Here is a 25038-nt window from a genome sequence, read left to right as displayed (position 1 = left end):
TATGAAAAAAATATTACTATTAGTCTTAATACTTGGCTGTTCTTTTTATGGATTTTCTCAGTCAACAAAATATGGTGTTAGAGGTGGTTTAAATATTTCAAATTTAAATTTTGATGGTAACCCAATGGCTGATAATACTCATAGAAACGGATTTGTTATTGGTTTTTTTGGTGAATATGGCTTATCAAATACCGTTTATATTATGCCTGAGTTACAATTTTCTGCTGAAGGTGCTAAACCAGAACCAATGCAACTAGATTATATACAAATGCCTGTTTTGTTTAAATTCAGATTGAGTGAAAAATTATATTTTGGTGCAGGTCCGCAGGTAGGATTAAAGATAAATAAAGTAGATGACGGCGTCAGAAATTTTGCGTATTCAGGAGTTACCGGTTTTGAATTTAAATTATCTCACATGCTTTTTGCAGACGCAAGATATACCTACGGTTTTTCAAATATTTTTGATGAGAATTTAGGAATTAAAGCTACTAACTCAACGATACAATTTGGAGTTGGTTATAAGTTTTAACCATGTATAGTTTCAGTTTTTCCTAAATTTCGCATTAATTCAGCTTCATATTCAAGAAGTTGCTGCCATTTAGCATCAACTTCTTTTCTATTGCCGTATTTACGAGCAAATCCTAAAAACATGGTATAGTGATTAGCTTCGCTTGCCATTAAGTTTTTATAAAATTCAGCAAGTTCTTTATCTTCTAATTCTTCTGAGAGTAATCTAAAACGTTCACAGCTTCTGGCCTCAATTAATGCGGCGTAAAGTAAACGATGCACTAATTGTGTGGTTCGGCTGCCTCCTTTTGGAAAAAACTTAACTAGTTGAATAACGTAATCATCACGCCGGTCTCTACCTAGCGTCCAACCACGTTCTATAATTTTATCATGTACCATTTTAAAATGACTAATTTCTTCTTTTACCAAGGCAGTCATTTCCTGAACCAGGTCTGTATATTCTGGGAAACTTACAATTAATGAAATAGCTGTACTTGTTGCCTTTTGTTCACAAAACGCATGGTCAGTCAATATTTCTTCGATATTTTTTTCAACAATATTAACCCAGCGTGGATCTGTTGGTAGTTTTAATCCTAGCATATTAAACAATGTTTGGTTCTAGTTCATTTTCAATTAAATAGTCTCCGTTATCAAAAAATGTTAACGTATAACACGAGTTATCTTTTGAGTTAGGTGTACTGAATACAACATTAAAAACAACCTTATTTTTAATCAAAGAGGCATACTGATTTAACCAAATACCCTGAATAATTTTGTTTCGAATATCGTTTGAAATAGTGGCATTATACTCACTAAAAAAATCTTTTGTAATTAATTTTGAAGCAATGTTGCTGTTGTTTTTTGAGATATTTATAACGCTTTTGATATCTCTATAATAATTTTTATGTTGAATAGTGTCTTTCGAGAATTCACTTAAAAAACTCACATCCATATCAGTATACGTTTTTATTTTTACGCTGTAACCATTACCTAAAAGGGTGTCAATCGTTGTTTCAGAGTAACTCTCTGGAATAAATTTAACATTTTCAGAAAACGATTTGTAAAGATTATGTTCTTTAAGAACTTCTTGATTGGATTTATGGGCTTTGCTTCTTCCATCACAACCAACAAACATAAGAACTATTACAACAATAAAAACCAATAACTTTCTCATAAACAATTATTTATATATCCAAACCAAATGTTTTCTTTAAGATTTCAATATTGGGATTTTTTTCTTTTAATTTCTCAAATTTTTCTAAAGGAGTATAGGCATATTGCTTATCCATTTCTTCATTAACCGTGATTGATAAATTGATGTCAAAATTATTTAAAGACTTTCTTAAGAACGATAATAAATCAAATTGTTGGCGTTCTAATTCTACTTTATTGGTTGAATTAGGAAACTCTAAGTGAATAGTTGTTCCTTTAACTTTAGGCGTATCAATAGATAATATGGATGCTAAATTATATTTACCTTCTTTTTGAATATTTTCAACAAATTCATTCCAATAAGTAATGAGTTGTGTTTCAGTAAAAGGTTCTTTTGGTAACTCATCTTCATCAATAACAACATCCATTTGTTTAATTTGATGCTCTTTTTTTGCTTTGATGCTACTTAATGAAAGGCCAGATGTTCGTTTGGTGTCTTTTTTTAAAATAATTTTTGGAGGTTCACTAACCAAGGACTCATCAGGTTTTATCTCCTTTTTTTCTTTGGGCAGTGATGAATCATTATTAGAGTTTATTGGCTTCTTTGGTACATTAACAGAAATAGGTGTAATCCCTTTATTTTTAAAATATGAAGGAGGAATTATGTAATGTTTACCATTTTTTTTTTCTCCATCAAAAGTGATAGAGGCAAGTTGCATAAGGCAAAGTTCCACAAGCAGCCGCTGATTTTTACTGGTTTTGTATTTGAGATCACAATCATTAGCCAAATTTATACCCTGCAGCAAAAATTCCTGACTTGCCTTTTTAGCTTGTTCTAAATATTTCGCCTTAGTTTGTTCGCCAACTTCTAATAAATCTATGGTTTGAGGAGTTTTACTTACTAATAAATCTCTAAAATGTGATGCTAATCCAGCGATATAATGATGACCATCAAATCCTTTTGATAGCGTTTCATTAAATTGTATGAGTAGCTCAGGAATTTTATTTTCTAAAATAAGATCGGTACTGGTAAAATAAGTTTCGTAGTCCAGCACATTTAAATTTTCGGTAACAGTTTGTCTTGTTAAGTTTTTACCAGCAAAACTAACCACGCGATCAAATATAGAAAGCGCATCACGCATGGCTCCATCTGCTTTTTGAGCGATAATATGAAGTGCATCATCTTCCGCAGTGACATTCTGTTCTTTAGCTATATATTTTAAATACTCTTTAGCGTCTTTTACTGTAATACGCTTAAAATCAAATATCTGACAACGTGATAATATCGTTGGAATTATTTTATGCTTTTCAGTAGTTGCTAAAATAAAAATACAATGTTTAGGCGGTTCTTCTAATGTTTTTAAAAAAGCGTTAAAAGCAGAGGATGAGAGCATATGCACCTCATCAATAATATACACCTTATATTTACCAACTTGAGGAGGAATCCTAACCTGATCGGTTAAATTTCTGATGTCATCAACCGAATTATTAGAGGCAGCATCTAATTCAAAGATATTAAAAGCAAAATCTTCATCGCCAGTTTCGTTTCCATCACTATTAATCATCTTAGCTAGAATTCTGGCACAGGTTGTTTTTCCAACTCCACGAGGCCCTGTAAATAAAAGGGCTTGAGCTAAATGATTATGTTCAATTGCATTTAACAACGTATTTGTAATAGCCTGCTGACCAACAACATCTTTGAATGTTTGTGGTCTATATTTTCTGGCCGATACTACAAAATGTTCCATTGAACTCTATTGAATAACAAAGTTAAAAATTCAGTTTAAAATTAATGATAATGCGGTTGAAATTTAAAACGAGTTATTAACAATTTATGTACTTTTGCCATAAGTAGATTGCCTTATCGCTGTTCGTCTAGGCGAATGGAGGAAAGTCCGAACACCGTAGTGCAACATAGTGGTTAACAGCCACCAGTCGAGAGATTAGGAAAAGTGCAACAGAAAGTATGTACAGGTTATGCTGTAGTGAAACCAGGTAAACTCTATGTGGTGCAATGTCATGTAAACCAGTGCTTGAGGGCGGCACGCTCGATACTGGAGGGTAGGCAGCTAAAATGTATTGGTAACAATGCATTCAGATAAATGATAAGGGCTCTTTCTTTTTAGAAAAAGTACAGAATTCGGCTTATAGATTTACTTACTCATAAAAAAACCCTTCTTAATTTAAGAAGGGTTTTTAGTTATAAACGGTTGGTTTCTTTGGTTGGTTTCTGTTTATTTTGGAGAGTACGACAACTCTGGTCGCATCCATCCGGATATTTGATCAAATCTTGAAGCTACATCCATGACTTTACCGAAAACTTCTTTCCATTCATCACCTAATAACTCATCATTGGCTTTTGATGTCATAGCTGCATCTAACTCGTCTTTCGCTGATACTGCTACCAAATAAAAGTTTTCAGGACATCCAAACCCACTTCTATAAATTCTGTAGTATTCTTTAGAATTTTTACTAACAAATACCTCTTTTACCCCTTTCATAGCTTCAAACATTTTTTGACTATTTTCTGGTGTATAATACAAGTAATACCATTTTCTATAGTTTTGGCCTTCTTGCATTTGCGACATACCTTCTGGCATATAGGAAAGGTTATTAACAAGAGTAATTACAAAATCAGTATGGCTATCATAACACTTGTCAAAGCTCATAAACAGATTGCTCCAATCATCACCCATTTCCTTTGCCATATCGGTATAAAGAGGTTTGTCTAATTCTGCAAAATTATCCATAGGACTTATGTACATATATTTTAAATTATCTGATGAAGCCGTTATCCACGGTCCTTGCGGATTATATTTTTCACAAGCTTCAACAAATTTTTTAGCTGTTTTTTCATATTCTTTTACCATAGCTGGTTTAACGTTGTCTACATGAATTTGATAGCGTTGTTGTGCAAGTGATGTATTAATAAAGCATAATAATACTACTACTAAAACGGTTGGTTTTAAAATTTTCATATCTTGTATTTATTGGTTGGTTAATTTGAATATTCTTATTTAGACGATGTTGATAATGTTTGTCCTATCTGAGTCATTAAACTTAAATTATCATAATAAACATCTTCCATAGCTATTTTACCTTGTTTGTTAAAGCCGATATGCGACATTCCAGTAACTTTGACTTTATTTCCAGATGCAGCAATACCATTAAATTCTCCTGTATTAGTTCCGGTTAATTGCCAATGCAAAACTACGTTACCGTCCCAAAAACATGATTTATGAAGTATGGTTATTTTAAAATCTGGAAATGCGGTAAATGTTGGATTCATATTTTCAACTAAGCCTTTACTGCCAGAGGCTACTTTTTCATCGCTAACAGTTTTTACAAAATCATCAGATAAAATATCGGATAATACAGAAGCATCTTTTTTATTATAAAATTCATTTACAACTGTATTTATCTTATCCATCATCATCTTTTCATCTGCTGGCATGGCATTATATGCATTAATTTCTGCTAAGGCGTTGGTAATAGGGCTTGAATCATAATAATCATACATTTCAACAACTTTTCCATCAATATATTGAGCAGTAATATGAACAGGAACATCAACTTCTTTTCCATTAGCTTTTAGGGTTCCATGCCAATTAGCCCAATAATTAACCCAAGTTTCATCATCATTATCTATAACCATTTCAGCAAAAGATCCTTTGTCTTGAAATCCATAAGACGAAAAGTTTGTAAGCATATCTTTTTGGGCGTTTTCAAGATCGGTTGCAGAGATACTTTTAAGTGAGTTAATATAAAGTTTTGCAGTATCGGCAAAATGAGTATGCCATGTTTCCCAGTCGCCATTTCCATATTCAGATATGCTGGCTTTAAACGCAGTAATTTCTGGTGATTCGATAAAATAACGTTGTTTTGGTTTTTCGCAGTTGTAAAATAGAATTACAGTTAATCCTAATAGAAAAAGTTTTTTCATTTTAGTTAATTTTGGTTGGTTAATAATTAGTTATAATAATAACAAGCAGAAAAAAAATTATTTTTTTCTGAGTAAGGTAAGTGCTAATAGAGTCTGGGACTCTTAAGGAGAAGTCTAATGTACTGAAAAAAAAGGAATTATGTTAATTTATTTTTAAAATCACGTAATTTCAAAAAAACTAAACACATTGCCACCATAACTTTTTGAGTAACTATAGTTAGGTAATTGCGATAAATCGGTGTGTTTTGAATGTTCTACAATAAGTAAACCATTTTCTAACAATAAATTATTTGTAAATACCAATTCAGGAATTTTAGCAAATAGCTCATCACTAAAATCATACGGAGGATCTGCAAAAATGATATTGGTTTGTAAGGTTGATTTTTCTAAAAACTTAAACACATCACTTTTAATGGTTTGTATAGACATGTTAAATGACTTAGAGGTTTCATTTATGAATTTTATGCACCCATAATCTTGGTCTACACAGGTAATATTTTCTGTACCTCGTGAAGCAAACTCGTAACTAATATTTCCCGTACCTGCAAAAAGATCAAGCACAGAGATATCATCGAAATAAAAAAGATTGTTGATAATATTGAATAAAGATTCTTTAGCCATATCGGTTGTAGGTCGTACAGGAAGGCTTTTGGGGGCTATAATTTTCCGACTTTTATATTGTCCTGAAATGATTCTCATTAAAAGCTTTTTATTAAGGTAAAATCGCTGTGGTAACTTTGTGGTTGTGCTTCAATAGAATAGTTATATTCGTCTTCACGATTTCCTAAAAACACAAATCTAACATATTTTTTAGCTACGATGTACAACTCGTCTTTCGCATCAATATCACCTAAAAAAATTAAATTAAAGGTTTCAGGATTTAGTTCTAATTGTTCGGCAGTAAAAAGAACATAATAAATAAAATCTTCTTTGGTTGTATATTCAAACGTGTTGTATAGTACTAGTTTATTTTTATTGAGTACAACTATTTCAAACGTAAGCTTATTCACATTAACGTACATTTTTTTTATGCTGGAGTTTTTTTCGATAGATAATATATTCTCAATTAAAATAGTTGAAGAATGCCTAAATGTAAAACTCCCACATAGGTCATAAATAAAATTATTAATATTTACATAAGGAACATAAACATTAACGCTATCATTTATTACAATAGAATCATGTGCGATAAAATCTGATTTTAAAATTTTTGAATTAAACTTTAAATAATCTGCTAAATTGTCTTCTGTAAATAATGGCTTTGGTACTAATGTTGAGAGCTCATTAGCGTGGATAACCTGAACGTTTTTAAACGTGTTTTTTAATTCGTTTTCTGTATTGAATTGATGTTTTAACTGATCTAAGACTTCAAAAGGATTGAGTTTCTTATCAAAAGTAATATGCTTAATGTATTCAATGGTATTAGTATCTCTTTGTAGGATACAAAAAGAAAGTCCACTCAAACTAACTTGAATGGACAATTCCTGATTTAATATGTTTTTTGAGATATTACTCGTTATCGCCATAAGTTTTTGGCCAGTTTCCACTTGTTTTAACTTCATCCATAGAGCCAACTTTTAAAACATCTCCATTAACACCATCAACAGAAACTACTTGGTTTTCTTGAATGACCAAATCTCTATCTTGATCATACAATAAAACATCTTTTTTAACTGATGCTTCAAAAACAGGTATTTTTACATCATTTTGATCTAACATACCAGCCTTCAATTGAAATTTAGCACCTTCTTGTCCTACAGGCACGTTCATCATTGTTTTGTAGCGGGTAGATGTTTTAAATAATGAGTCTTTTACAGGAACAAATCCTAAAGTATCAACAATAACAATCGATTTTGTAGTTTCAACACCACCATATCTTTTAGTTAATTCTTCATCAATAACAGTAGAATCTCTTCTTTGTGTAATAGTAAATTGAGCTGTATCAATAAATTTAACTAGCTTATCAAAACTATCAGTAAACTTTCCTGTTACTTGTCTGTAAGCTAACTCAGAATCTCTAATATCTTTTAAATTTTCAATGACTGCAGCATAACGCTTCTTTTTAATTTGATTAAATTGGATAGGCCCGTAAATAGTCATAAATGTTTGATAGGCTAAGAAGCCAATTAGTACCCAAAGTAATATTATTAAAAAGGGTTTAAATTTTGAAGGAAGAAATTTATCAACTAGTTTTACTAAACCAATTGTAAGCAGGATTACTAGAACTGCAATGAGAATTATTTTAAACATAGTAAGTTATTTATTAATAATATTAATTAAAGGTGTTCACAAATCTACAATTTTTTTTTTATCGTAAAAACCAATGTTGGTAAAAATCATTTCTATATTTGAATAATTTCTAATTTTTAAGACTTTTAATGACTTCTACAGAATTCTATTCACTTTTAAAACAGCACTTTCCGTTCAACCCAACCCCAAAACAAAATATTGTATTACAACAATTATCAGAATTTATTTTAAATACTAATACTAACGGCCTTTATCTTTTAAAAGGGTACGCAGGAACTGGTAAAACAACGATAGTCAGCACATTAGTGACTAATTTATGGAAAGTAAAAAAAAGTGCAGTACTCATGGCTCCAACTGGTAGAGCTGCTAAAGTTATTTCAAATTATTCTGGAAAAGAAGCTTTTACAATTCATAAGAAAATATATTTTCCAAAAAAAGACAAAGGTGGTGGCATTAAATTTGTTTTGCAGCCAAATAAGCATAAAAATACGTTTTTTATTGTGGATGAGGCATCCATGATACCAGATACTCCTGGGGATTCTAAATTATTTGAAAACGGGTCATTACTAGATGATTTGATGCAATATGTGTATTCGGGGCATCAGTGTAAATTGATTTTGATAGGCGATACGGCTCAATTACCGCCTGTAAAGTTAGATTTGAGTCCCGCTTTAAATCAAGATACATTGAGTTTAAATTACAATAAAGAAGTTACTAAAATGGAACTTGATGAAGTGGTTAGACAAGAATTTGATTCTGGAATTCTAGCGAATGCAACAGTTTTGCGTGAATCCCTTTCAAAAGATGTTTGCGACTCATTTAAGTTCGATTTAAGCGATTTTAAAGATATTATTAGACTTATCGATGGGCAAGAAGTTATGGATGCTATAAATGACGCTTACAGTAATCTAGGAAATGAAGAAACTGCTATTATAGTAAGAAGTAATAAGCGAGCCAATTTGTACAATAAAAATATACGTGACAGAATTTTATTTAATGAAAATGAATTAACTCCTGGTGATTATATCATGGTGGTTAAAAACAATTATTTTTGGATAAAACCAACTACAGAGGCTGGTTTTATAGCCAATGGAGATATTATTGAAATTCTTGAAATTTTTAATATTCTTGATCTTTACGGATTTAGGTTTGCCGAAGTAAAAGTTCGTATGGTTGATTATCCTAAAATGAGACCTTTTGAAACTGTTTTGTTGTTAGATACTATTGAGTCTGAAACACCATCGTTATCATATGATGATTCCAACAAGTTGTATCAAGAAGTCATGAAGGATTATGAATTAGAAACCAGTAAATACAAGAAGTTTTTAAAGGTAAAAAACAATTCCTATTTCAATGCTTTACAAGTTAAATTTTCTTATGCTATAACCTGTCATAAATCTCAAGGAGGTCAATGGAATACTGTGTTTGTAGAACAACCATATATGCCAAATGGTATTGATAAAGAATATTTACGGTGGTTATATACAGCCATAACACGAGCCAAAGAAAAACTATATTTAATAGGCTTTAAAGATGATTTTTTTGAGGAATAGTTTTTGATTATCTTTAAATAATGAATATAGAAACAATTATAAGTATTTGTCTTGGTATCGGATTAGCGGCCTCTGCTGGTTTTAGAGTCTTTCTTCCTTTGTTTGTTTTAAGTTTAAGCGCTTATTTTAATGTTCTAGAAATTAATGAGTCTTGGCAATGGATTGGGAGTCTTTCTGCAGTCATCATTTTAGGCGTTGCTACGCTTGTTGAAATAGTTGCTTATTTTATTCCTTTCATTGATAATTTGTTAGATAGTATTGCAGTGCCATTAGCAGCCTTTGCTGGAACCATCGTTATGCTATCAACAATTGTAGATTTAAGTCCGGAAATAACATGGACTCTGGCAATAATAGCTGGAGGAGGAACAGCTGCGATTATATCTGGAACATTCAGCGTAACACGATTGGCATCAACCGCGACAACAGGAGGGGTAGGTAATCCAGTTGTGTCTACAGTTGAGACAGGAACGTCTATAATTATGTCTATAGTGTCATTATTCTTACCAGTTCTAGCTTTTATCCTTGTAATTTTTTTATTAGTCATAACTTTTAGACTCTATAAAAAGTTTAAGAAGCCTAAAGTTTAGATTCTCTAATAATTATTATATTTTTGAGAATGAATAGATGTAAAGCTAAATGAAAATAATTTCAATGATTCCTGCACGTTACAGTGCCTCTCGTTTTCCAGGTAAATTAATGCAAGACCTTGGTGGTAAAAGCGTTATTTTAAGAACTTATGAAGCTACAGTAGCAACCAAGTTGTTTGATGATGTACTTGTTGTTACCGATAGTGATATTATTTATAATGAAATTGTAAATAATGGCGGAAAAGCTATAATGAGTATTAAAGAACATGAATGTGGTAGTGATAGAATAGCTGAAGCGGTGGAATCTTTAGATATCGATATTGTAATTAATGTTCAAGGAGATGAGCCATTCACAGATGCGGTCTCTCTTAAAAAGCTGATAGATGTTTTTAAGGATGACCACGATAAACAAATCGATTTAGCGTCATTGATGGTTCATATAACAGATTGGGAAGAAATAAGTAATCCAAATACCGTTAAGGTTATAGTTGATAAGAATAATTTTGCTTTATACTTTTCAAGAAGTCCTATTCCTTATCCTAGAGATAAAAGTATTGATTTCAAATACTATAAGCACAAAGGAGTTTATGCCTTTAGAAAGGAAGCTATTTTAGATTTTTACCACTTACCGATGTTAGAATTGGAAGCTTCTGAAAAAATTGAATGTATTCGATATTTAGAATATGGAAAACGTATAAAAATGGTGGAAACAGACGTTCAAGGAGTCGAGATTGATACCCCAGAAGATTTAGAACGCGCTAAAAAATTATGGAAATAGAGTATCAAAATATAAAAGTGATTGGATTTGATGCAGACGACACCTTATGGGTGAATGAAACCTATTTCCGTGAAGCTGAAATAGCGTTTTGTGAGTTAATGTCAGATTACGAAACACCCAACAAAACAGATCAGGAATTGTTCCAAATGGTTATAAAAAATCTTCCATTGTATGGTTATGGTGTAAAAGCATTTGCACTTTCAATGGTAGAAATGGCTTTAGAGATTTCAAATTATAATGTTACTCAAAAAACCATTGAATCTATTTTGAAGATAGCTAAAGACATGTTGAAAAAACCTGTGGAATTGCTAGATGGAGTAGAAGAGGTACTTAAAGAATTATCAAAAAAATACCGTTTGATTTTAGCAACAAAAGGAGATTTACTTGACCAAGAGCGTAAATTAGAAAAATCGGGTTTAACAGATTATTTTCACCATATAGAAGTTATGAGTGATAAGCAACATGCTAATTATTCCAAACTTTTAAATCATTTAGATATTAAACCCTCGGAGTTTTTAATGATTGGGAATTCTTTAAAATCGGATATTTTACCATTAGTTCAATTAAATGCTCATGCTATTCATGTGCCATTTCATACCACTTGGGCTCATGAACAAGTGAGTGAAAAAGAAACGAATGGAAAAACCTACAAAACAATTTCAAGTTTGAGAGAGTTATTAAACCTATTAAACTAGAAAGAATATTTATAATAATAAAAATCAAAATGTAGTTTGATGAAAGTAATTTCAGATTGATTTTAAAAAAATTTCAGTTTTTTTTAACCTACTAGAATTTAAAATAGTACTATTTTTACATTTTGAAAAAGAAAACAAATTAAATGAGTTATAAGAACTTTCCCATGGTGCCAAGAGTAGTTTTTGGCAGAGGTAGTTTCAATCAATTAAGTGAAATAATAGCCCCAAAGCGATTAAACGTAAATGCCCCATTTATATTTTTGGTAGATGATGTGTTTAAAGGCGATTCCTGGTTAACATCCAGAATACCATTGTCTTATGAGGATAAAGTTATTTATATATCTTCAAAAGAAGAACCTAAAACCGAACAAGTAGATAGTTTAGTTGAAGAAATTATATTGACATCATCTCAAGGCGCATCGGGTATTATTGGTATTGGAGGCGGGACACTTTTAGATTTAGCGAAAGCAGTTGCGATCATGTTGAATAATGAAGGTGAAGCTAAAGATTATCAAGGATGGGATTTGGTTAAAAATCCAGCGGTTTACCATGTAGGTATACCAACTATTTCTGGAACAGGTGCAGAGGTTTCTAGAACTACAGTACTTACTGGGCCAAAAATGAAATTAGGAATCAATTCAGATTTTACACCATTTGATCAAGTTGTTTTAGACCCTGAACTGACCAAAGGAGTATCAACAAATCAGTGGTTTTATACAGGAATGGATTGCTTTATTCACTGTATAGAATCTTTAAATGGCTCTTATTTAAATACGTTTAGTCAAACGTATGGAGATATGGCTTTTCAGCTATGTAAAGAAATATTTTTAGAAGATCATCTTTCTGCATCTGACGCCCAAGATAAACTTATGATGGCTTCTTGGCATGGCGGTATGAGTATTGCATATTCACAGGTTGGCGTCGCGCATGCCATGAGTTATGGATTATCCTATTTATTAGGCACAAAACATGGTATTGGTAACTGTATAGTATTTGATCATTTAGAAGAGTTTTATCCTGAAGGTGTTAAACTTTTTAAAGAAATGAAAACCAAGTATAGTATAGAGCTTCCTAAAGGGATCTGTGCTAATTTAGATGATTCTGAATTTGATGTGATGATTAATATTTCTTTAAGCTTGGAACCGCTTTGGGAAAATGCATTAGGTAAAAATTGGAAAAAAATTATTACTCGAGACAAACTAAAAGAACTTTATCAGAAAATGTAGTATGCAATGGTTAGCTAAATTTATATATTTTAAAATTTTAGGTTGGAACGTTGTAGGTAATACTAATTTTTCAAAAGATAAAATAAAAAAAGCAGTGATTATAGCTGCTCCACATACCAGTTGGCACGACTTCTATATTGGTGTTTTATTACGGTCTGTTTTAAATATAAAAACTAATTTCGTAGGAAAAAAAGAGCTATTTGTGTTTCCTGTGGGTTGGTTTTTTAAAATTTTAGGAGGTGCTCCCATTGACAGACAAACTAATGAGAATAAAGTAGAAGCCATAGCACATCTTTTTAAAGAAAAAGAGGAGTTTAGAATGACAATGTCTCCAGAAGGAACCAGAAAAAAAGTTACCAAGTGGCGAACAGGATTTTATTACATAGCTAAAACAGCCAACGTGCCAATTATCATGTTTACGCTTGATTTTAAAAACAAACAAAACAAAATTTCAGAACCATTTTATCCAACAGATGACGTAGAAAAAGACTTTGCTTTTATGCATGATTTTTACAAAGATGTAGTTGGGAAAATACCAGAATATTCATAATTACGATGCCTTTTTTGGCATAAATCTTGTTAATTTATAAGTGTTAGTTCATGAAACATAAAGTAAACCATTAAAGTCCCTAAAAAGAAACATGTGCTATTTTTTAAAAAGCTATTTCATTTAAATTGGAGTAGCTTTTTTATTTATAATTTTTTATAAATAATAATTAATTTCAAATCTTTTTTAATACAGTGATTCATTAATTTGTACCTTTAAAAAATTATGATAAAAGATACCAAAATAGCTGTTTTAATTGATGGCGACAATATCCCCTCAAAGTATATAACCGAGATGATGCAAGAAATTGCTAAATACGGGACTCCAACCATAAAACGAATTTATGGAGATTGGACTAAGCCTCATTTGGCAAAATGGAAAAATGTATTACTTGAAAATGCCATTAGTCCTATACAGCAATACAGCTATACAACTGGAAAGAATGCTACAGATTCTGCTATGATTATTGACGCCATGGATATTTTATATTCCAATAAAGTGGATGCGTTTTGTTTAGCATCTTCCGATAGTGATTTTACTAAATTAGCAACACGCTTACGTGAAGCTGGCTTGCAGGTTTATGGTATAGGGGAAAAGAAAACACCCGACCCGTTTATTGTAGCTTGTGATAAGTTTATTTATCTTGAAATTTTGAATACGCATGATGAGAAAACCGAAGGAGGTAAGAAAACTGAAAAAACTAATTTATACAATATTACACCTAAAGTAATACGAATGCTTAAAAACTCGGTATCTGATGCCGCCGATGATGATGGTTGGGCATTTTTAGGTGATGTGGGCTCACTTATTCTTAAAAAACAACCTAATTTTGATGCGAGAAACTTTGGTTTTGAAAAATTAACACCTCTGTTTAAATCATTGGATATGTTTGATATGGAACAAAGAGATCAGAGCAATGGTAGGTTTAAGTTAATTTATGTTAGAAATAAAAGTTAACCAATCAGCTGACTAATTGCCTGAAAAAGAGCACTTTTTATAGTTGACTCCATTTTATTGTTTTTTGAAAATTTTTGATTGATTTCAAGCTCAATTCCTAAATAGTTCTTGGGAAATTGTTTTCGTAAATAAGTTGTAAATCCATCAGCTTTTCCTAAATAGGGGTAATTATAACGAACATTCAAATTCGGTTTCAATATATTAATTCCTGTTTTCAACTGTTTGCAAAATAGTCTTTCCTTACTGTTTGATGAATCATAAAGTAATCCAATATCACAATATCTTTCAGTGGTATTTAAAATAGGAGTGAAGCTATGTATAGAAATATGAAGCACATTTTCTTTTGATTCAATGAGGTTTTTAATGATTGTTTCAACCTCATTTCTATATGGAAGATAATATGTATCCACTAAATTTTCTTTCTCTGTTTTTGAAAGAGATTTTGAATATTCCGAAAATAAACTCTTGTGATGCAATGATCTATTTAATTCAATAAGAAGCCGACTTGTTTTGCTAAATTTTGAATAATCAGAAAGGGGTTTTAACGTGTTAAATACATCCAACGCTCCTAAATCATATCCTTGATGAGTTTCTAAAATATCAAGATTGTCTTTAAAATATAACTTGAACATTTCAGGAATATGATTACCTCCATGTTCACAAGTTAGCACAAGTTTCATGGTACAAATAACCTATTTTCTTGTAAACAAATCGATAATTCCGAATAGACCTTTTGAATGTTTTTTTCTGAATAATCAGAACCCACAGCCTTTAAAATGCGAGTTGCCAGTGTCCCTTCACTTAAAATAATCTCAAGAGCTTCTTGGTATGATTTGTTTATATTAGGTTTTGCTAACTGATACAAATGATTCCATATATTTTGAACGCTCATAGTTTCTTGTATTCCAAACAACTCCAAATATTCATTATTTGAGATTTTAAAAGTTTCTGCATCTTTAATAACAGCATTTAAAATTTCAAATAAATCTTGTTTTAACCATTTGCGTTGCGATTGCAGAGTTGCTAATTTTTTGTCAACTAATAGCCTTAGTACTTCAATAATAAGTGAACAAATAGCAATATCGGCTTTAGGACATTCTTGAATATCAACCAATCGTATTTCAATAGCATTTCTGTCAAAACGTGCAATAGCGCCTCTGGAATTGAGGAAATGATGATCTAAAATATGATGACTATCAAAAGGTTGTATGGCCTTTTTTATAGGTTCGAAAATAGAAGCATAATAATCGACTTTCGAAAATACGCGTTCTGGAATAACAGACCCTGTAAGCTCCGGTATTTTTTTCTGATTGTTTTTGTAGTATTCTAAACGTGTATCTTTAAACCCTGTAGCTCGTCCATCCAGAATAGGTGAACTAGCACATAACCCAGGAATAAGAGGCAGCAAAATTCTTATGGCAGCATGTAATTTTTCAAATTCTTTATCATCAAAAAAAGGTAAATTAATATGTGTACTTTGTACGTTGCTCCAACCATGACCTTTACAATTAAAAATTCTATTATAGAGCTCGTAAATGTCATTATTATCATGTTTCCAAAGCTGCGTATCTTTTAATGGATTCATTAAGGGATGTGCTGCCGTTGGAAGTAATTGAGCATGTAATGACTTTAAAAGGGTATTAATTTCAATGATGTTTTTATGAAAACTATTAGAAAGATTCTCTAAACTGGCAGTTGGACCATTGGTTTTTAATTCAATAACGTGACCTACCAATTCATTACTCCAGGCGATGTCTCCGTTTTCAATGTCAGAGGTTAAGGTGCCGTTTTTTTTAGTTAATAGAGCATCAACTATAGGAGCGACTTTTAAATCAGACGTATTTACAAGCATATATTCTAGCTCAATGCCGAAAACTTCAAATAAGTGGTATTTAATTTTCATGCGACTCTAAACGTTTTTTGAAAGCATTGAGAACTTCAATATAAACAGCATCTCCATAATACCTATCTTCAACACCAAAATCGATGTTTGGATTATCATTAATCTCTATAACCATAGGAACATTATCAATAACCTTAATATCAATTCCATACAATCCCTTACCCATCAATTTAGCTGATTTTAAAGACATAGAAAGTACTTTTTTAGGGACTTTTTCAATGGGTAAACAATCGGCATTTCCATCTTGGTCATCTTTTTTACTAGCACTCCAATTATAAATTTGCCAATGATCTTTTGCCATATAGTATTTGCAGGCAAAAATGGGCTTATCATCAATAATTCCTATCCGCCAGTCATAACTAGAAGGACAAAATTCCTGAGCAATAATTAGGTCAGATTCCTTCAACATTTGAGAAACCAAAGCGTTGTATTCATCTTCGGTTTTTGCCTTTTTTACACCAAATGAAAAGGTGGAGTCAGGAGCTTTTAGTACACAAGGTAAGCCTATAAGATCAATTACACTTTGTCGGTTGTCTTTGTGGACAATAATAGTTTTAGGTGTATTAATATTAGCATTTTGAAGCGCTTCTGCCATGTATACTTTGTTGCAGCATTTTAAAATCGCATCAGGATAATCAATAATAGCCATGCCTTCTTGTTGTGCTTTTCTGGCAAATGCGTAGGCTTCATTATTAACTTCGGTACTTTGTCTTAAAAAAAGCGCATCAAAGGATGTTAAACGTGATTGATCTTTGGGTTCTATAATTTCAACATAAATATTCATTTTTTCAGCAACTTCAATCAACCGTTTTAAGGCTTTTGCATTACTTGGTGGAGCTGGGTCGTTTGGGTTCACCAAAACTGCTAAATCAAAATCTGAATTCAAAACCTTTAAAGTATCGTAACGCTTTTTAGAAAAATACTGATTGGCAAAAATATGTACGCTTTCAATATGCTCTTCTGGTATTTCAGATTCCGAAATGACCTTGATGCTTTGAATATTCCATTTGGTGGTATGATTAAACTTAACCCGTAAAAATGGCACTTGAAAATGCTTATAAAACAAACTACTTAATTCCTTATATTTTTGAGCCACGTTTTGTCCAAAATAGATGCTCAAGGTAAAGTCCTGTGATTTTATGTTTTTTAGACTTTGCTGAATTACATCATCAAACTCATCAGAGACTAGTCTAGCTAGTTTAATGGTTTTTAAATCCACCAAATTTTTTACTTTAGGAATGACCAAATGTCCTCTCGCTTCGGCTAAAAGAGATACATAATAACCTTTAGATTGATATGAATAATCTTTGCAAAGATTGAAAACTCTTGCTTTTTTTAGTAAAGAATATTTTGGATTTGTAAGATACTCTTGTGAGGAAATGACTTTAATATTCTCAATCGAAAAACTCCATTTTTCAGGTTGATTGACAACAACATATTTGTTCATTAGTGGCGCTGCATAGTGGTATATTATTTATATCAAAAGTATATTATTTTTTAATAACTTTTACGTGTCTATTTATTTTTTATAAACGACTTATAACGACAATAAAAATGCTTAATCTTTCTTAATTAAAGATGTTTGTTCAAAAAATAACCATGTGTTTGGATCTAATTCCATCGATGATACGTTTTTTGTTGTAGGTAATATTGTTTTTAATGTTTGTTCTGAAACAGTTTTGGTTACGATAGTCGAACTTCCATCTTGATAATTAATTTTTATGTCTAAAGGAAAAGTAAATAGAGGTTTCTGGGTTTGATTAATTTGAATGGTTAAGGCATCTTTATATCCCCATGTAACCGCTAATTTTGGGTGACCAGATTGATACAACCATTGTTTAAAAAAGGAAGCGAGATCTTTCCCTGATACCGTTTCCATAACATGTTCAAAATCTTCTGAAAGCGCGTTACTATACTTGTATTTCTCATAATAACTCCTGATTCCTTTCCAAAATAAGTCATCTCCTAATTCTTTTCTTAGCATATGAAGCACCCAACTGCCTTTTTCGTAAGAGTTAGGGTTAAGAAGTTTTAAATAGTCTGTTACCGTAGTATCAACTATTGGAGCTTGACTTTGTTTTGAATAACGAATAGCTTTTTCTCTGTCTGCTTTCATTTTTTTAATAAAAGACTCACGACCGTAATGGTCTTCAAAAAACAGATTTTCAAAATAGGTAGCAAACCCTTCGCTTAACCAAACATGGTACCAATTTAATTCTGAAGCAGAATCACCAAACCATTGATGCGCTATTTCATGAGCAATAACACTTTCATAACTTCCAGTACCAGAAATACTATTTTCATTATAAAAAATATTGCCAGCATTTTCCATGCCACCGTAGCGAGTTTTTGATTGAACATTAGCTAGCTTTTTAAACGGGTAGGAGCCAACATGACTAATCATAAACTCTAAAGCTGGTATGGCAGCAGCATAATCTTTAAAGCCATTGTCTCTATCTTGAGGAAATACCCATGATGATACGGGTATATTTTCAATTTCCTTAAGATATTCGGTAGCAAATCGAGCAACACCAATGACCATAACTTTAGTAGGAATTGGCTCTTCCATTCTCCAATGTGTTAACGTTTGGTTACCACCTAAATTGGTTTGTTCTACTAAAACACCATTTCCAATGCTTTGATAATGGGAAGGCGCTGTAATATACCATTCAACCGTTGCTTTGTCAGCAGGATGATCAACTACAGGAATCCAGTTTTTAGCTCTGTCTGGCCAGTTATCACCGAAAAATGTACGGTCTTCATATTTGTTTTTTGAGATAATTAAACCATCCGAAGGAATACCTTGATAGGTTATTGTATAGGTTCTTATGTCTCCACTTTTTGTTAAATCAATAGTTAATTGTAACTTATCGTTTCCTTGTATGTAAGCTATGTTGTTATTGTCTTCACGTATTGAAGAGACACTCATGCCTGTATTATCAGGTTGTTTTTCAACAAAATCTAAAGAAAATTCAGTAATAGGTTTTTTAAATTGAATGGTAACCTTTGCAACGCCTTCTATCGTATTAGAATCATCAGAAAGTGAGATTTTAAACGTGTAATGAATAACATCTATGGTTTTTAACGTTTCGTTATTATTTTGGGCAAACAGACGTAATACAGATATTAATAGAAAAACGAGAATTAAAAGACTTTTTTTTGAGGTACTGATAGTCATAAAGATTGTGTTTAATCAACTGAAATAATTCTTAAATAATCTAACATCGCTGTATTTACATCGACGTTCATGTTAGTATTCCAATCTTCAAAACTAATTTTTATCTTGTTAACACCAGCATTTAAATGAATTTTTTTACTATTTGAAAAGCCCCAATCAGACCATTCATCCGTACCGCGTTGTGGGAATACAAAAACACCTTGATAATTATCATTGACAAACAGACTTCTGATAGCGCATTTATTCTCGGTATTCCAAGGTCCACTTCCATTTGAATATCTAACATCTAGCAAGTAGTTTCCTGCTTTTTTTACAGGGATATTTAGCGTAATGACTCTGTCTTTTTCTAAAGAAACTTCTACAAAACCTGTTCCCGAGTAATTTGAGTAAGGTAAATCGGATTTAGAAACAACCTTTTCTATTTCAAATAGTTGTGTGTCCTTAGAAACAACAATAGGTTCACTTAAAAAGCCAGTATAACCTTCATTATCAATGGCACAAACTTGATAGGATGCATAGTTGTCGTCTGGAATACTTAGCGACGTATTAGTTGATTTCTCTAGGAGTTTTCCGTTTTTGTAAATTTCATATGTAACCGCTCCATCTATAGGTTTCCATTTTAAAACGGAATCTTCTTTGGTAACTTGTACTGTTGGTAAAGCCACATGATTTTTGACGAAATTAATGCCATCTTCATCAAACGTATTATTTGCTAATTCAATGTCTATGGTGTGATTTCCTGTTAAATCACTAGGAACAAAAGCCTTGTCTAAAAGCTTTCCATCCATGCTGGCAAACTTAATTTTATTACCAAAGCCGTTTACTGTAATATTTAAAACAGCATTTCTATATTTAAAATTGGTCAAAGATTTTTTACCATCATATCCTCTAGGAACCACAGGATTAAAATACAACCCATCTAATTCAAAAGACATTCCCATAAAAACACGATGTACCATAGCTAAATTACCTGCCATACTCCATAACATTCTATCGGAGTTAATTTCAGTTCCTAAAAAGTCTCCGGTATCAGCAACCATATTTTCGTAGTTGGTTAAAAACAGACCACCTGCACGATAAATACTTGCAAGGCCTTGATTTAAAACCGCTTCATTTCCAGCTTTAGCAGCTGCCAAATTCCAATAAGACTGAACAAAGGGCCAAATGGCATCGTTATGATATGGTGGAATTCCAGAAATTTGTGGATAAATACAGGTAACTCCAAATCGTGTAATCGGCGATTTTGAAACTATAGTTTTCGCTTGGTTTTTACTGGCTACATCGAACAGTATAGACAAAGCCTCGCCTAAAGCTTCAAATTTAGGAGAGGCAATTAAGTCATTTCTGCCATATAAATACTGTGCATAATATCCTTTATCCTTTTGCCACAAATAGGTGTTAATTCCTTTTTTTATTGTTTCTGCCTGCTGCAAATAAACGTCATTGCTGTCTCCTTTAAGTTTCGCTATTTCTGCTAAAACTTTATGAGCTTGGTAATGAACTACATTGGTTCCTAAATTTTCAGAAACATAGATATCCATATTAGACATCCATTTTGGATAGGTTTGCTCTCTCCAATCCAAGAAAGAAGATTCGCCTGAGAACATCCCTGTTTTAGCATCATAAATAGTTTTATAATCGTCTTCCAAGGTGTTTTTAATAATGGGATAAATTTCATTAAGCCAGTCTTCATCACCAGTGACTTTATAAATTTCCCAAGCTGCTAAAACCCAAGTTGTTCTATCTGAAGATACGGGCCATGCACCACCAGAACCTGTATCTTGGATGATTCTGTTGCGTTTTACCTTTTTACGGAGACTAATTTTTGCTACTTCTGGCTCATGATAGGCAAATGCCAAAACAGTACTGTAACTAACATCTCTGGTCCACACGCCGCCCCATTTAGCGCCTGTTCTTAAGGTGCTGTCCGCTTCAATATTTTTGGTTGCTTCTTCTAAAGATAGATTGAACAACGCATCAACAATGGGTTGTTCTGAACTATAATGTGGACGATTTGAGAGATCGGTTTGTAGTTGCCATTCTTTATGTTGAAAATTAGCTTCGTTATACGGATTTAAGGTAACGGTTATACTATATATATTTGGGTTATTGGTTGGCTGCAATTCTAAACCTTTCTGATTTAAATTCACAAAATCCCATGATAATGGTTCTGAACCACCAGCAATATAAAATCCTTTAAAATCTGTTTTTGCAATTTTTGTTCCGTCAAAAGCTTCATAATAACCTTTGTCTTCAAATTGTTTTAATACGGGAGACATGTCAACTTTAAAGGTATAGTTATAATTAACAGGCAAATAGGTTTTAATGTCGGTTGGTTCAGCTTCGGGTATTTTTCCAAATGTTAATAAAGGAGATTCATGTTCTGTGTCTATAAGTACCCAATGGTTTTCTCCAACAGGTAGTTCATTATCTTTTTCATTGATACTAAATTTAAACTGAACTAGCCTAGAGAACGTGCTGCTTGAAGGGCTTTTGTAGTTAGATTTTAAATGAGTCGCAGATAAAGCTTCAGAAATATTGCTGTCTTGAACAACTTTATTGGGATATAAGGTAAATGTATCAGATTGGTATAACATAGGAGCTTTTTTTTCAGTTTGACAAGCAAAAGCTATCAAAATTAATAGGAGACTTTTTTTCATTAGTTTTGTTTGAGTTGTAAAAATTAACTCCATTAAATTACTGAATTTTTGTTGAAATTTAAACAGTTTTAGTCCTTTTATAGAAATTTATAATAGCTATAACATTATTGACTTATAGCCATAAAAAAAGAGGGTATAGACCCTCTTAAGTATATTTTAATAATTAACTCAATTTAATCTTCTGACTCTTCCATCGTATGATATACGTTTTGTACATCGTCATCATCATCTAATTTCTCTAACAACTTTTCAACATCAGCAGCTTCTTCAGGCGTCAATTTTTTAGTAACCTGAGGAATACGTTCAAACCCAGAGGATAAAATTTCAATTCCTCTAGATTCTAATTCGGATTGAATAGCTCCAAAGCTTTCAAACGGTGCGTAAATTAAAATACCATCATCATCAGCAAAAACTTCTTCGGCACCATAATCTATAAATTCCAATTCAAGTTCTTCAGGGTCTAATCCTTCAGCGTTAATTCTAAAATTACACGTATGGTCAAACATAAACACCACAGAACCAGAAGTACCCAAACTACCGTCGCATTTGTTAAAATAACTTCTAACATTAGCAACTGTTCTGGTATTATTGTCCGTAGCAGTTTCTACTAAAACAGCGATTCCGTGCGGTGCATACCCTTCAAAAATAACTTCTTTATAATCACCAAGACTCTTGTCACTAGCTCTTTTTATAGCACGTTCTACATTATCTTTAGGCATGTTAACGGCCTTAGCATTTTGTATAACGGCTCTTAAACGTGCATTACTATCTGGGTCTGGACCACCTTCTTTTACAGCCATGACAATATCTTTACCAATGCGTGTAAAAGCTTTGCTCATTGCAGACCAACGCTTCATTTTACGTGCTTTTCTAAATTCGAAAGCTCTTCCCATATATGTTATTTTTAAATCCCTAAAAAAGGATAATTATTGTTGTGAATTTTTATGTTTACAAAAGTAATAATGCTACTTGAAATAATAAAATTATTCTTCTTCAGGAACAACAATCATTTCAATGGCTTCTGCTAGTTTAAAATCTAAATTTGTAACACCATTGGCACTGTGTGTTGATAATGAAATCGACAATACATTATAAACATTTGACCAATTTGGATGGTGGTTTAATGCTTCACATTCAAAAGCAATTCTGCTCATGGCGCTAAAGCAGTCTTTAAAATTTTCAAATTCAAATTCTGCATGAATGGCATCATCATAATAATCCCATTCTGGAAATCTTAAAAGTTTTTTTTCTATATCTTGTTCTGAAAGTTTACTCATAGTTTTTAATTTTAATTGTGTATGACCACTAAATTACTGATTTGAAAATAAAATATTCTATTATCTGTTTAATTCTAATATTATTTCCTGACTAACAGATTGTAGGTGCTTAGGTAGCTTGTTGTCTTTAGGCAATACAGCTAGATAACGGTCGTCGTTTGTTGTATATACATTCTTTAAAATAACTTTTTTAGCGCCTAAAGTTTCGATAATTTCTTTGATAAAATCATCATGATGCACTAAATCATTACTTCCAAGATGAAAAATTCCTGTTTTATTTCTATTAATAATATAATGAATTTGTTGAGACACTCTGGAGTCTGTCGTCGCATTCATAATTAAATTAGGAAATACTTCAATGGGTGTTTGGTCTTTTAAGCTTTGAGCAATCTTATTTAGTCTTGGAGATTGCGATCCAAAAACCATAGGTAATCTTATAATGACGACTTTCTTTTTAGGAAGTCGCAAAAGCATATTTTCAATTTTTATTTTGAAATGACCATATATGCTATTACTTAATGTTTTATCATTTTCATAGCTTGGATATTTACTGTAAGCATCAAAAACGTTTGCAGACGACAAGAAAATGAGTTTACAATCATGCGATAGAATATATTCAGAAAGATGAGCATGAACAATCACTTGAGCTGAAAAATCACCTCTAAGTGATGATATGATGATGGTTGGTTTTACAATATTTAAAATTTCAAAGACATCATCTTCTTCTAAATTATATTGAAAAAAATGTTTGTTTTTACTTAATTGATAATTGTAGGTATGATAGGTTCCAAACGTTCGAAAATAGGAGCAGAGTTCTTTATACAAACTGCCGCCAAGAAAACCACTGGCACCTAAAATTAATATTTTATGTTTATTTTCTTTTTCTATCATACATTCATCTGAAAATTTACTAGAAAATAGACAGTTGTGTTTTGGTGGTAAATTCTTCTAAAGCTTGCATACCAAGTTTAGAATTACCATTAATATTGAGTCCTGGAGACCATGTTGTTATGATGAAGTCATGCGGTAGAAGCGCAACTATGCCTCCACCAACACCACTTTTTCCAGGCAAGCCTACTTCAAAAGCAAATTCTCCGGCTTCATCATAAAAACCGCAGGTTAACATTAAAGCATTAATACGCTTTACCTGACTTTCGGTAAGATGCAAAACATTTCGCAAACATTTTCCTTTATTAGCAAATAAATAAAATGCTTTGGATAACTGACTGCAAGTCATTTCAATAGAGCATTGATGAAAATAAAAATCTAAAACAACGTCTACATCATTTTCAAGATTTCCAAACGATTTTAAAAGATTAGCAGCAGCATAATTTTTAAATCCTGTTACCTTTTCAGAATAAGCAACCGATTCGTTGAAATGTATAGAAATGTCATTGGTTATCTCTCTTACAAAGTTTAAAAAATCCTCTTTTGGGTTTTGTAAACGAGAAACCAATATATCTGCAATGACCATAGCACCAGCATTAATAAATGGATTTCTAGGAATACCATTTTCAATTTCTAACAAGGCTAATTGATTGAATGGATGTCCAGAAGGTTCAACGTTTACACGTTTTAAAATCTTATTTCCAACAAGAGAAGTCGCCATAGTGAGAGACAAAACCTTAGAGATACTCTGAATAGAAAACGGCTTATTATAATCACCTATGGCATATTCATGACCATCTACAGTTCTTAAATGAATGCCAAAATTTTGCTTATCAACAATTGCCAATTCTGGAATGTATGATGCTACGGTACCTTTGTCTTTTAAATTAGTAGCAGAGGCATAAATTTCTTTAAGAATTGGTTGAAAATTTCGCAT

Annotated in this window: 25 protein-coding genes and 1 other RNA gene; 9 read left to right on the top strand and 17 right to left on the bottom strand. The window is 31.9% G+C overall.

The features are described from left to right. Nucleotide 1 precedes the first annotated feature (1 nt). Nucleotides 2-529 carry a porin family protein gene (locus G5V56_RS15535; protein ID WP_166966754.1) on the top strand — a complete coding sequence of 176 codons (528 nt, stop codon included), beginning with the start codon at nucleotides 2-4 and terminating at the stop codon, nucleotides 527-529. On the opposite strand, the gene miaE is transcribed toward G5V56_RS15535, so the two are convergent. From miaE to dnaX, 3 genes are read right to left on the bottom strand one after another with little or no spacing between them, the layout of a single operon-like run. Further along, nucleotides 526-1107: a tRNA-(ms[2]io[6]A)-hydroxylase gene (gene miaE, locus G5V56_RS15530; RefSeq protein ID WP_166966752.1), complete on the bottom strand. Its 582-nt coding sequence runs from the start codon at nucleotides 1105-1107 to the stop codon at nucleotides 526-528. The two genes, G5V56_RS15535 and miaE, sit on opposite strands and share 4 nt — an antisense overlap. Nucleotide 1108: 1 nt before the next feature. After that, nucleotides 1109-1681: a hypothetical protein gene (locus tag G5V56_RS15525; RefSeq protein ID WP_166966750.1), complete on the bottom strand. Its 573-nt coding sequence runs from the start codon at nucleotides 1679-1681 to the stop codon at nucleotides 1109-1111. 10 nt (nucleotides 1682-1691) lie between these two features. Beyond that, nucleotides 1692-3407: a DNA polymerase III subunit gamma/tau gene (dnaX, locus tag G5V56_RS15520; RefSeq protein WP_166966748.1), complete on the bottom strand. Its 1716-nt coding sequence runs from the start codon at nucleotides 3405-3407 to the stop codon at nucleotides 1692-1694. 100 nt (nucleotides 3408-3507) lie between these two features. On the opposite strand from dnaX, the gene rnpB reads away from it, so the two are divergent. Further along, an RNA gene (gene rnpB / locus G5V56_RS15515) (RNase P RNA component class A) lies at nucleotides 3508-3823 on the top strand. 70 nt (nucleotides 3824-3893) lie between these two features. On the opposite strand, the gene G5V56_RS15510 is transcribed toward rnpB, so the two are convergent. From G5V56_RS15510 to G5V56_RS15490, 5 genes are all read right to left on the bottom strand, one after another. Continuing rightward, nucleotides 3894-4637, bottom strand: a complete 744-nt coding sequence (locus tag G5V56_RS15510) for a hypothetical protein (protein ID WP_166966745.1) — start codon at nucleotides 4635-4637, stop codon at nucleotides 3894-3896. Nucleotides 4638-4672: 35 nt separating this feature from the next. Next, nucleotides 4673-5602 (bottom strand): ester cyclase, encoded by a 930-nt coding sequence (locus G5V56_RS15505; RefSeq protein ID WP_166966743.1) that lies wholly within the window; start codon nucleotides 5600-5602, stop codon nucleotides 4673-4675. Between the two features lie 159 nt (nucleotides 5603-5761). After that, a complete protein-coding gene (gene rsmD / locus G5V56_RS15500; RefSeq protein WP_166966741.1) occupies nucleotides 5762-6301 on the bottom strand; it encodes a 16S rRNA (guanine(966)-N(2))-methyltransferase RsmD in 540 nt (179 codons plus the stop codon). Then, nucleotides 6301-7128: a DUF3822 family protein gene (locus tag G5V56_RS15495; protein ID WP_166966739.1), complete on the bottom strand. Its 828-nt coding sequence runs from the start codon at nucleotides 7126-7128 to the stop codon at nucleotides 6301-6303. The genes rsmD and G5V56_RS15495 overlap by 1 nt, the downstream gene beginning before the upstream one ends. Further along, nucleotides 7112-7852 carry a hypothetical protein gene (locus G5V56_RS15490; RefSeq protein WP_166966737.1) on the bottom strand — a complete coding sequence of 247 codons (741 nt, stop codon included), beginning with the start codon at nucleotides 7850-7852 and terminating at the stop codon, nucleotides 7112-7114. The genes G5V56_RS15495 and G5V56_RS15490 overlap by 17 nt, the downstream gene beginning before the upstream one ends. Nucleotides 7853-7980: 128 nt before the next feature. Between G5V56_RS15490 and G5V56_RS15485 the strand changes: the two genes are divergently transcribed. From G5V56_RS15485 to G5V56_RS15455, 7 genes are all read left to right on the top strand, one after another. Beyond that, entirely contained in the window at nucleotides 7981-9405 is a 1425-nt protein-coding gene (locus G5V56_RS15485) for an ATP-dependent DNA helicase (RefSeq protein WP_166966734.1), read from the top strand. Nucleotides 9406-9425: 20 nt separating this feature from the next. After that, entirely contained in the window at nucleotides 9426-9992 is a 567-nt protein-coding gene (locus G5V56_RS15480; protein ID WP_166966730.1) for a DUF4126 domain-containing protein, read from the top strand. A 49-nt stretch (nucleotides 9993-10041) separates the two neighbouring features. Further along, nucleotides 10042-10770 (top strand): 3-deoxy-manno-octulosonate cytidylyltransferase, encoded by a 729-nt coding sequence (kdsB, locus tag G5V56_RS15475; RefSeq protein ID WP_166966727.1) that lies wholly within the window; start codon nucleotides 10042-10044, stop codon nucleotides 10768-10770. Continuing rightward, the gene (locus tag G5V56_RS15470; protein ID WP_166966723.1) at nucleotides 10761-11465 is read left to right on the top strand and encodes an HAD family hydrolase; all 705 of its coding nucleotides are present in this window, start codon (nucleotides 10761-10763) and stop codon (nucleotides 11463-11465) included. The genes kdsB and G5V56_RS15470 overlap by 10 nt, the downstream gene beginning before the upstream one ends. Nucleotides 11466-11608: 143 nt before the next feature. Beyond that, the gene (locus G5V56_RS15465) at nucleotides 11609-12691 is read left to right on the top strand and encodes an iron-containing alcohol dehydrogenase family protein (RefSeq protein ID WP_166966720.1); all 1083 of its coding nucleotides are present in this window, start codon (nucleotides 11609-11611) and stop codon (nucleotides 12689-12691) included. Between the two features lies 1 nt (nucleotide 12692). Next, nucleotides 12693-13241, top strand: a complete 549-nt coding sequence (locus tag G5V56_RS15460) for a 1-acyl-sn-glycerol-3-phosphate acyltransferase (RefSeq protein ID WP_166966717.1) — start codon at nucleotides 12693-12695, stop codon at nucleotides 13239-13241. A 222-nt stretch (nucleotides 13242-13463) separates the two neighbouring features. Then, on the top strand, nucleotides 13464-14195 hold the full coding sequence (locus G5V56_RS15455) for an NYN domain-containing protein (RefSeq protein ID WP_166966714.1): 732 nt from the start codon (nucleotides 13464-13466) through the stop codon (nucleotides 14193-14195). On the opposite strand, the gene G5V56_RS15450 is transcribed toward G5V56_RS15455, so the two are convergent. The 9 genes from G5V56_RS15450 to G5V56_RS15410 form a co-directional block, all read right to left on the bottom strand. After that, entirely contained in the window at nucleotides 14192-14875 is a 684-nt protein-coding gene (locus G5V56_RS15450; RefSeq protein WP_166966710.1) for an N-formylglutamate amidohydrolase, read from the bottom strand. The two genes, G5V56_RS15455 and G5V56_RS15450, sit on opposite strands and share 4 nt — an antisense overlap. After that, nucleotides 14872-16098: a glutamate-cysteine ligase family protein gene (locus tag G5V56_RS15445; protein WP_166966709.1), complete on the bottom strand. Its 1227-nt coding sequence runs from the start codon at nucleotides 16096-16098 to the stop codon at nucleotides 14872-14874. The genes G5V56_RS15450 and G5V56_RS15445 overlap by 4 nt, the downstream gene beginning before the upstream one ends. After that, the gene (locus G5V56_RS15440; RefSeq protein WP_166966708.1) at nucleotides 16088-17545 is read right to left on the bottom strand and encodes a RimK family protein; all 1458 of its coding nucleotides are present in this window, start codon (nucleotides 17543-17545) and stop codon (nucleotides 16088-16090) included. Before G5V56_RS15440 ends, G5V56_RS15445 begins: the two co-directional genes overlap by 11 nt. A 111-nt stretch (nucleotides 17546-17656) precedes the next feature. Further along, on the bottom strand, nucleotides 17657-19276 hold the full coding sequence (locus tag G5V56_RS15435; protein WP_166966707.1) for a M1 family metallopeptidase: 1620 nt from the start codon (nucleotides 19274-19276) through the stop codon (nucleotides 17657-17659). Nucleotides 19277-19287: 11 nt separating this feature from the next. After that, complete coding sequence (locus tag G5V56_RS15430; RefSeq protein WP_166966706.1) at nucleotides 19288-21936, bottom strand: alpha-L-rhamnosidase-related protein; 2649 nt, start codon at nucleotides 21934-21936, stop codon at nucleotides 19288-19290. A 173-nt stretch (nucleotides 21937-22109) separates the two neighbouring features. After that, nucleotides 22110-22829 (bottom strand): YebC/PmpR family DNA-binding transcriptional regulator, encoded by a 720-nt coding sequence (locus G5V56_RS15425; protein ID WP_166966705.1) that lies wholly within the window; start codon nucleotides 22827-22829, stop codon nucleotides 22110-22112. A gap of 90 nt (nucleotides 22830-22919) precedes the next feature. Continuing rightward, nucleotides 22920-23213, bottom strand: a complete 294-nt coding sequence (locus tag G5V56_RS15420) for a 4a-hydroxytetrahydrobiopterin dehydratase (protein WP_166966704.1) — start codon at nucleotides 23211-23213, stop codon at nucleotides 22920-22922. Nucleotides 23214-23273: 60 nt separating this feature from the next. Then, nucleotides 23274-24104 carry a sugar nucleotide-binding protein gene (locus tag G5V56_RS15415; protein ID WP_166966703.1) on the bottom strand — a complete coding sequence of 277 codons (831 nt, stop codon included), beginning with the start codon at nucleotides 24102-24104 and terminating at the stop codon, nucleotides 23274-23276. A 19-nt stretch (nucleotides 24105-24123) separates the two neighbouring features. Next, nucleotides 24124-25038, bottom strand: a complete 915-nt coding sequence (locus G5V56_RS15410; protein WP_166966702.1) for a glutaminase — start codon at nucleotides 25036-25038, stop codon at nucleotides 24124-24126.

It is taken from the genome of Yeosuana marina (assembly GCF_011762485.1).
Lineage (GTDB): Bacteria > Bacteroidota > Bacteroidia > Flavobacteriales > Flavobacteriaceae > Yeosuana > Yeosuana marina.
Note: the sequence above shows the minus strand (reverse complement) of the source record. Positions and strands in the feature narration are given on the sequence as shown.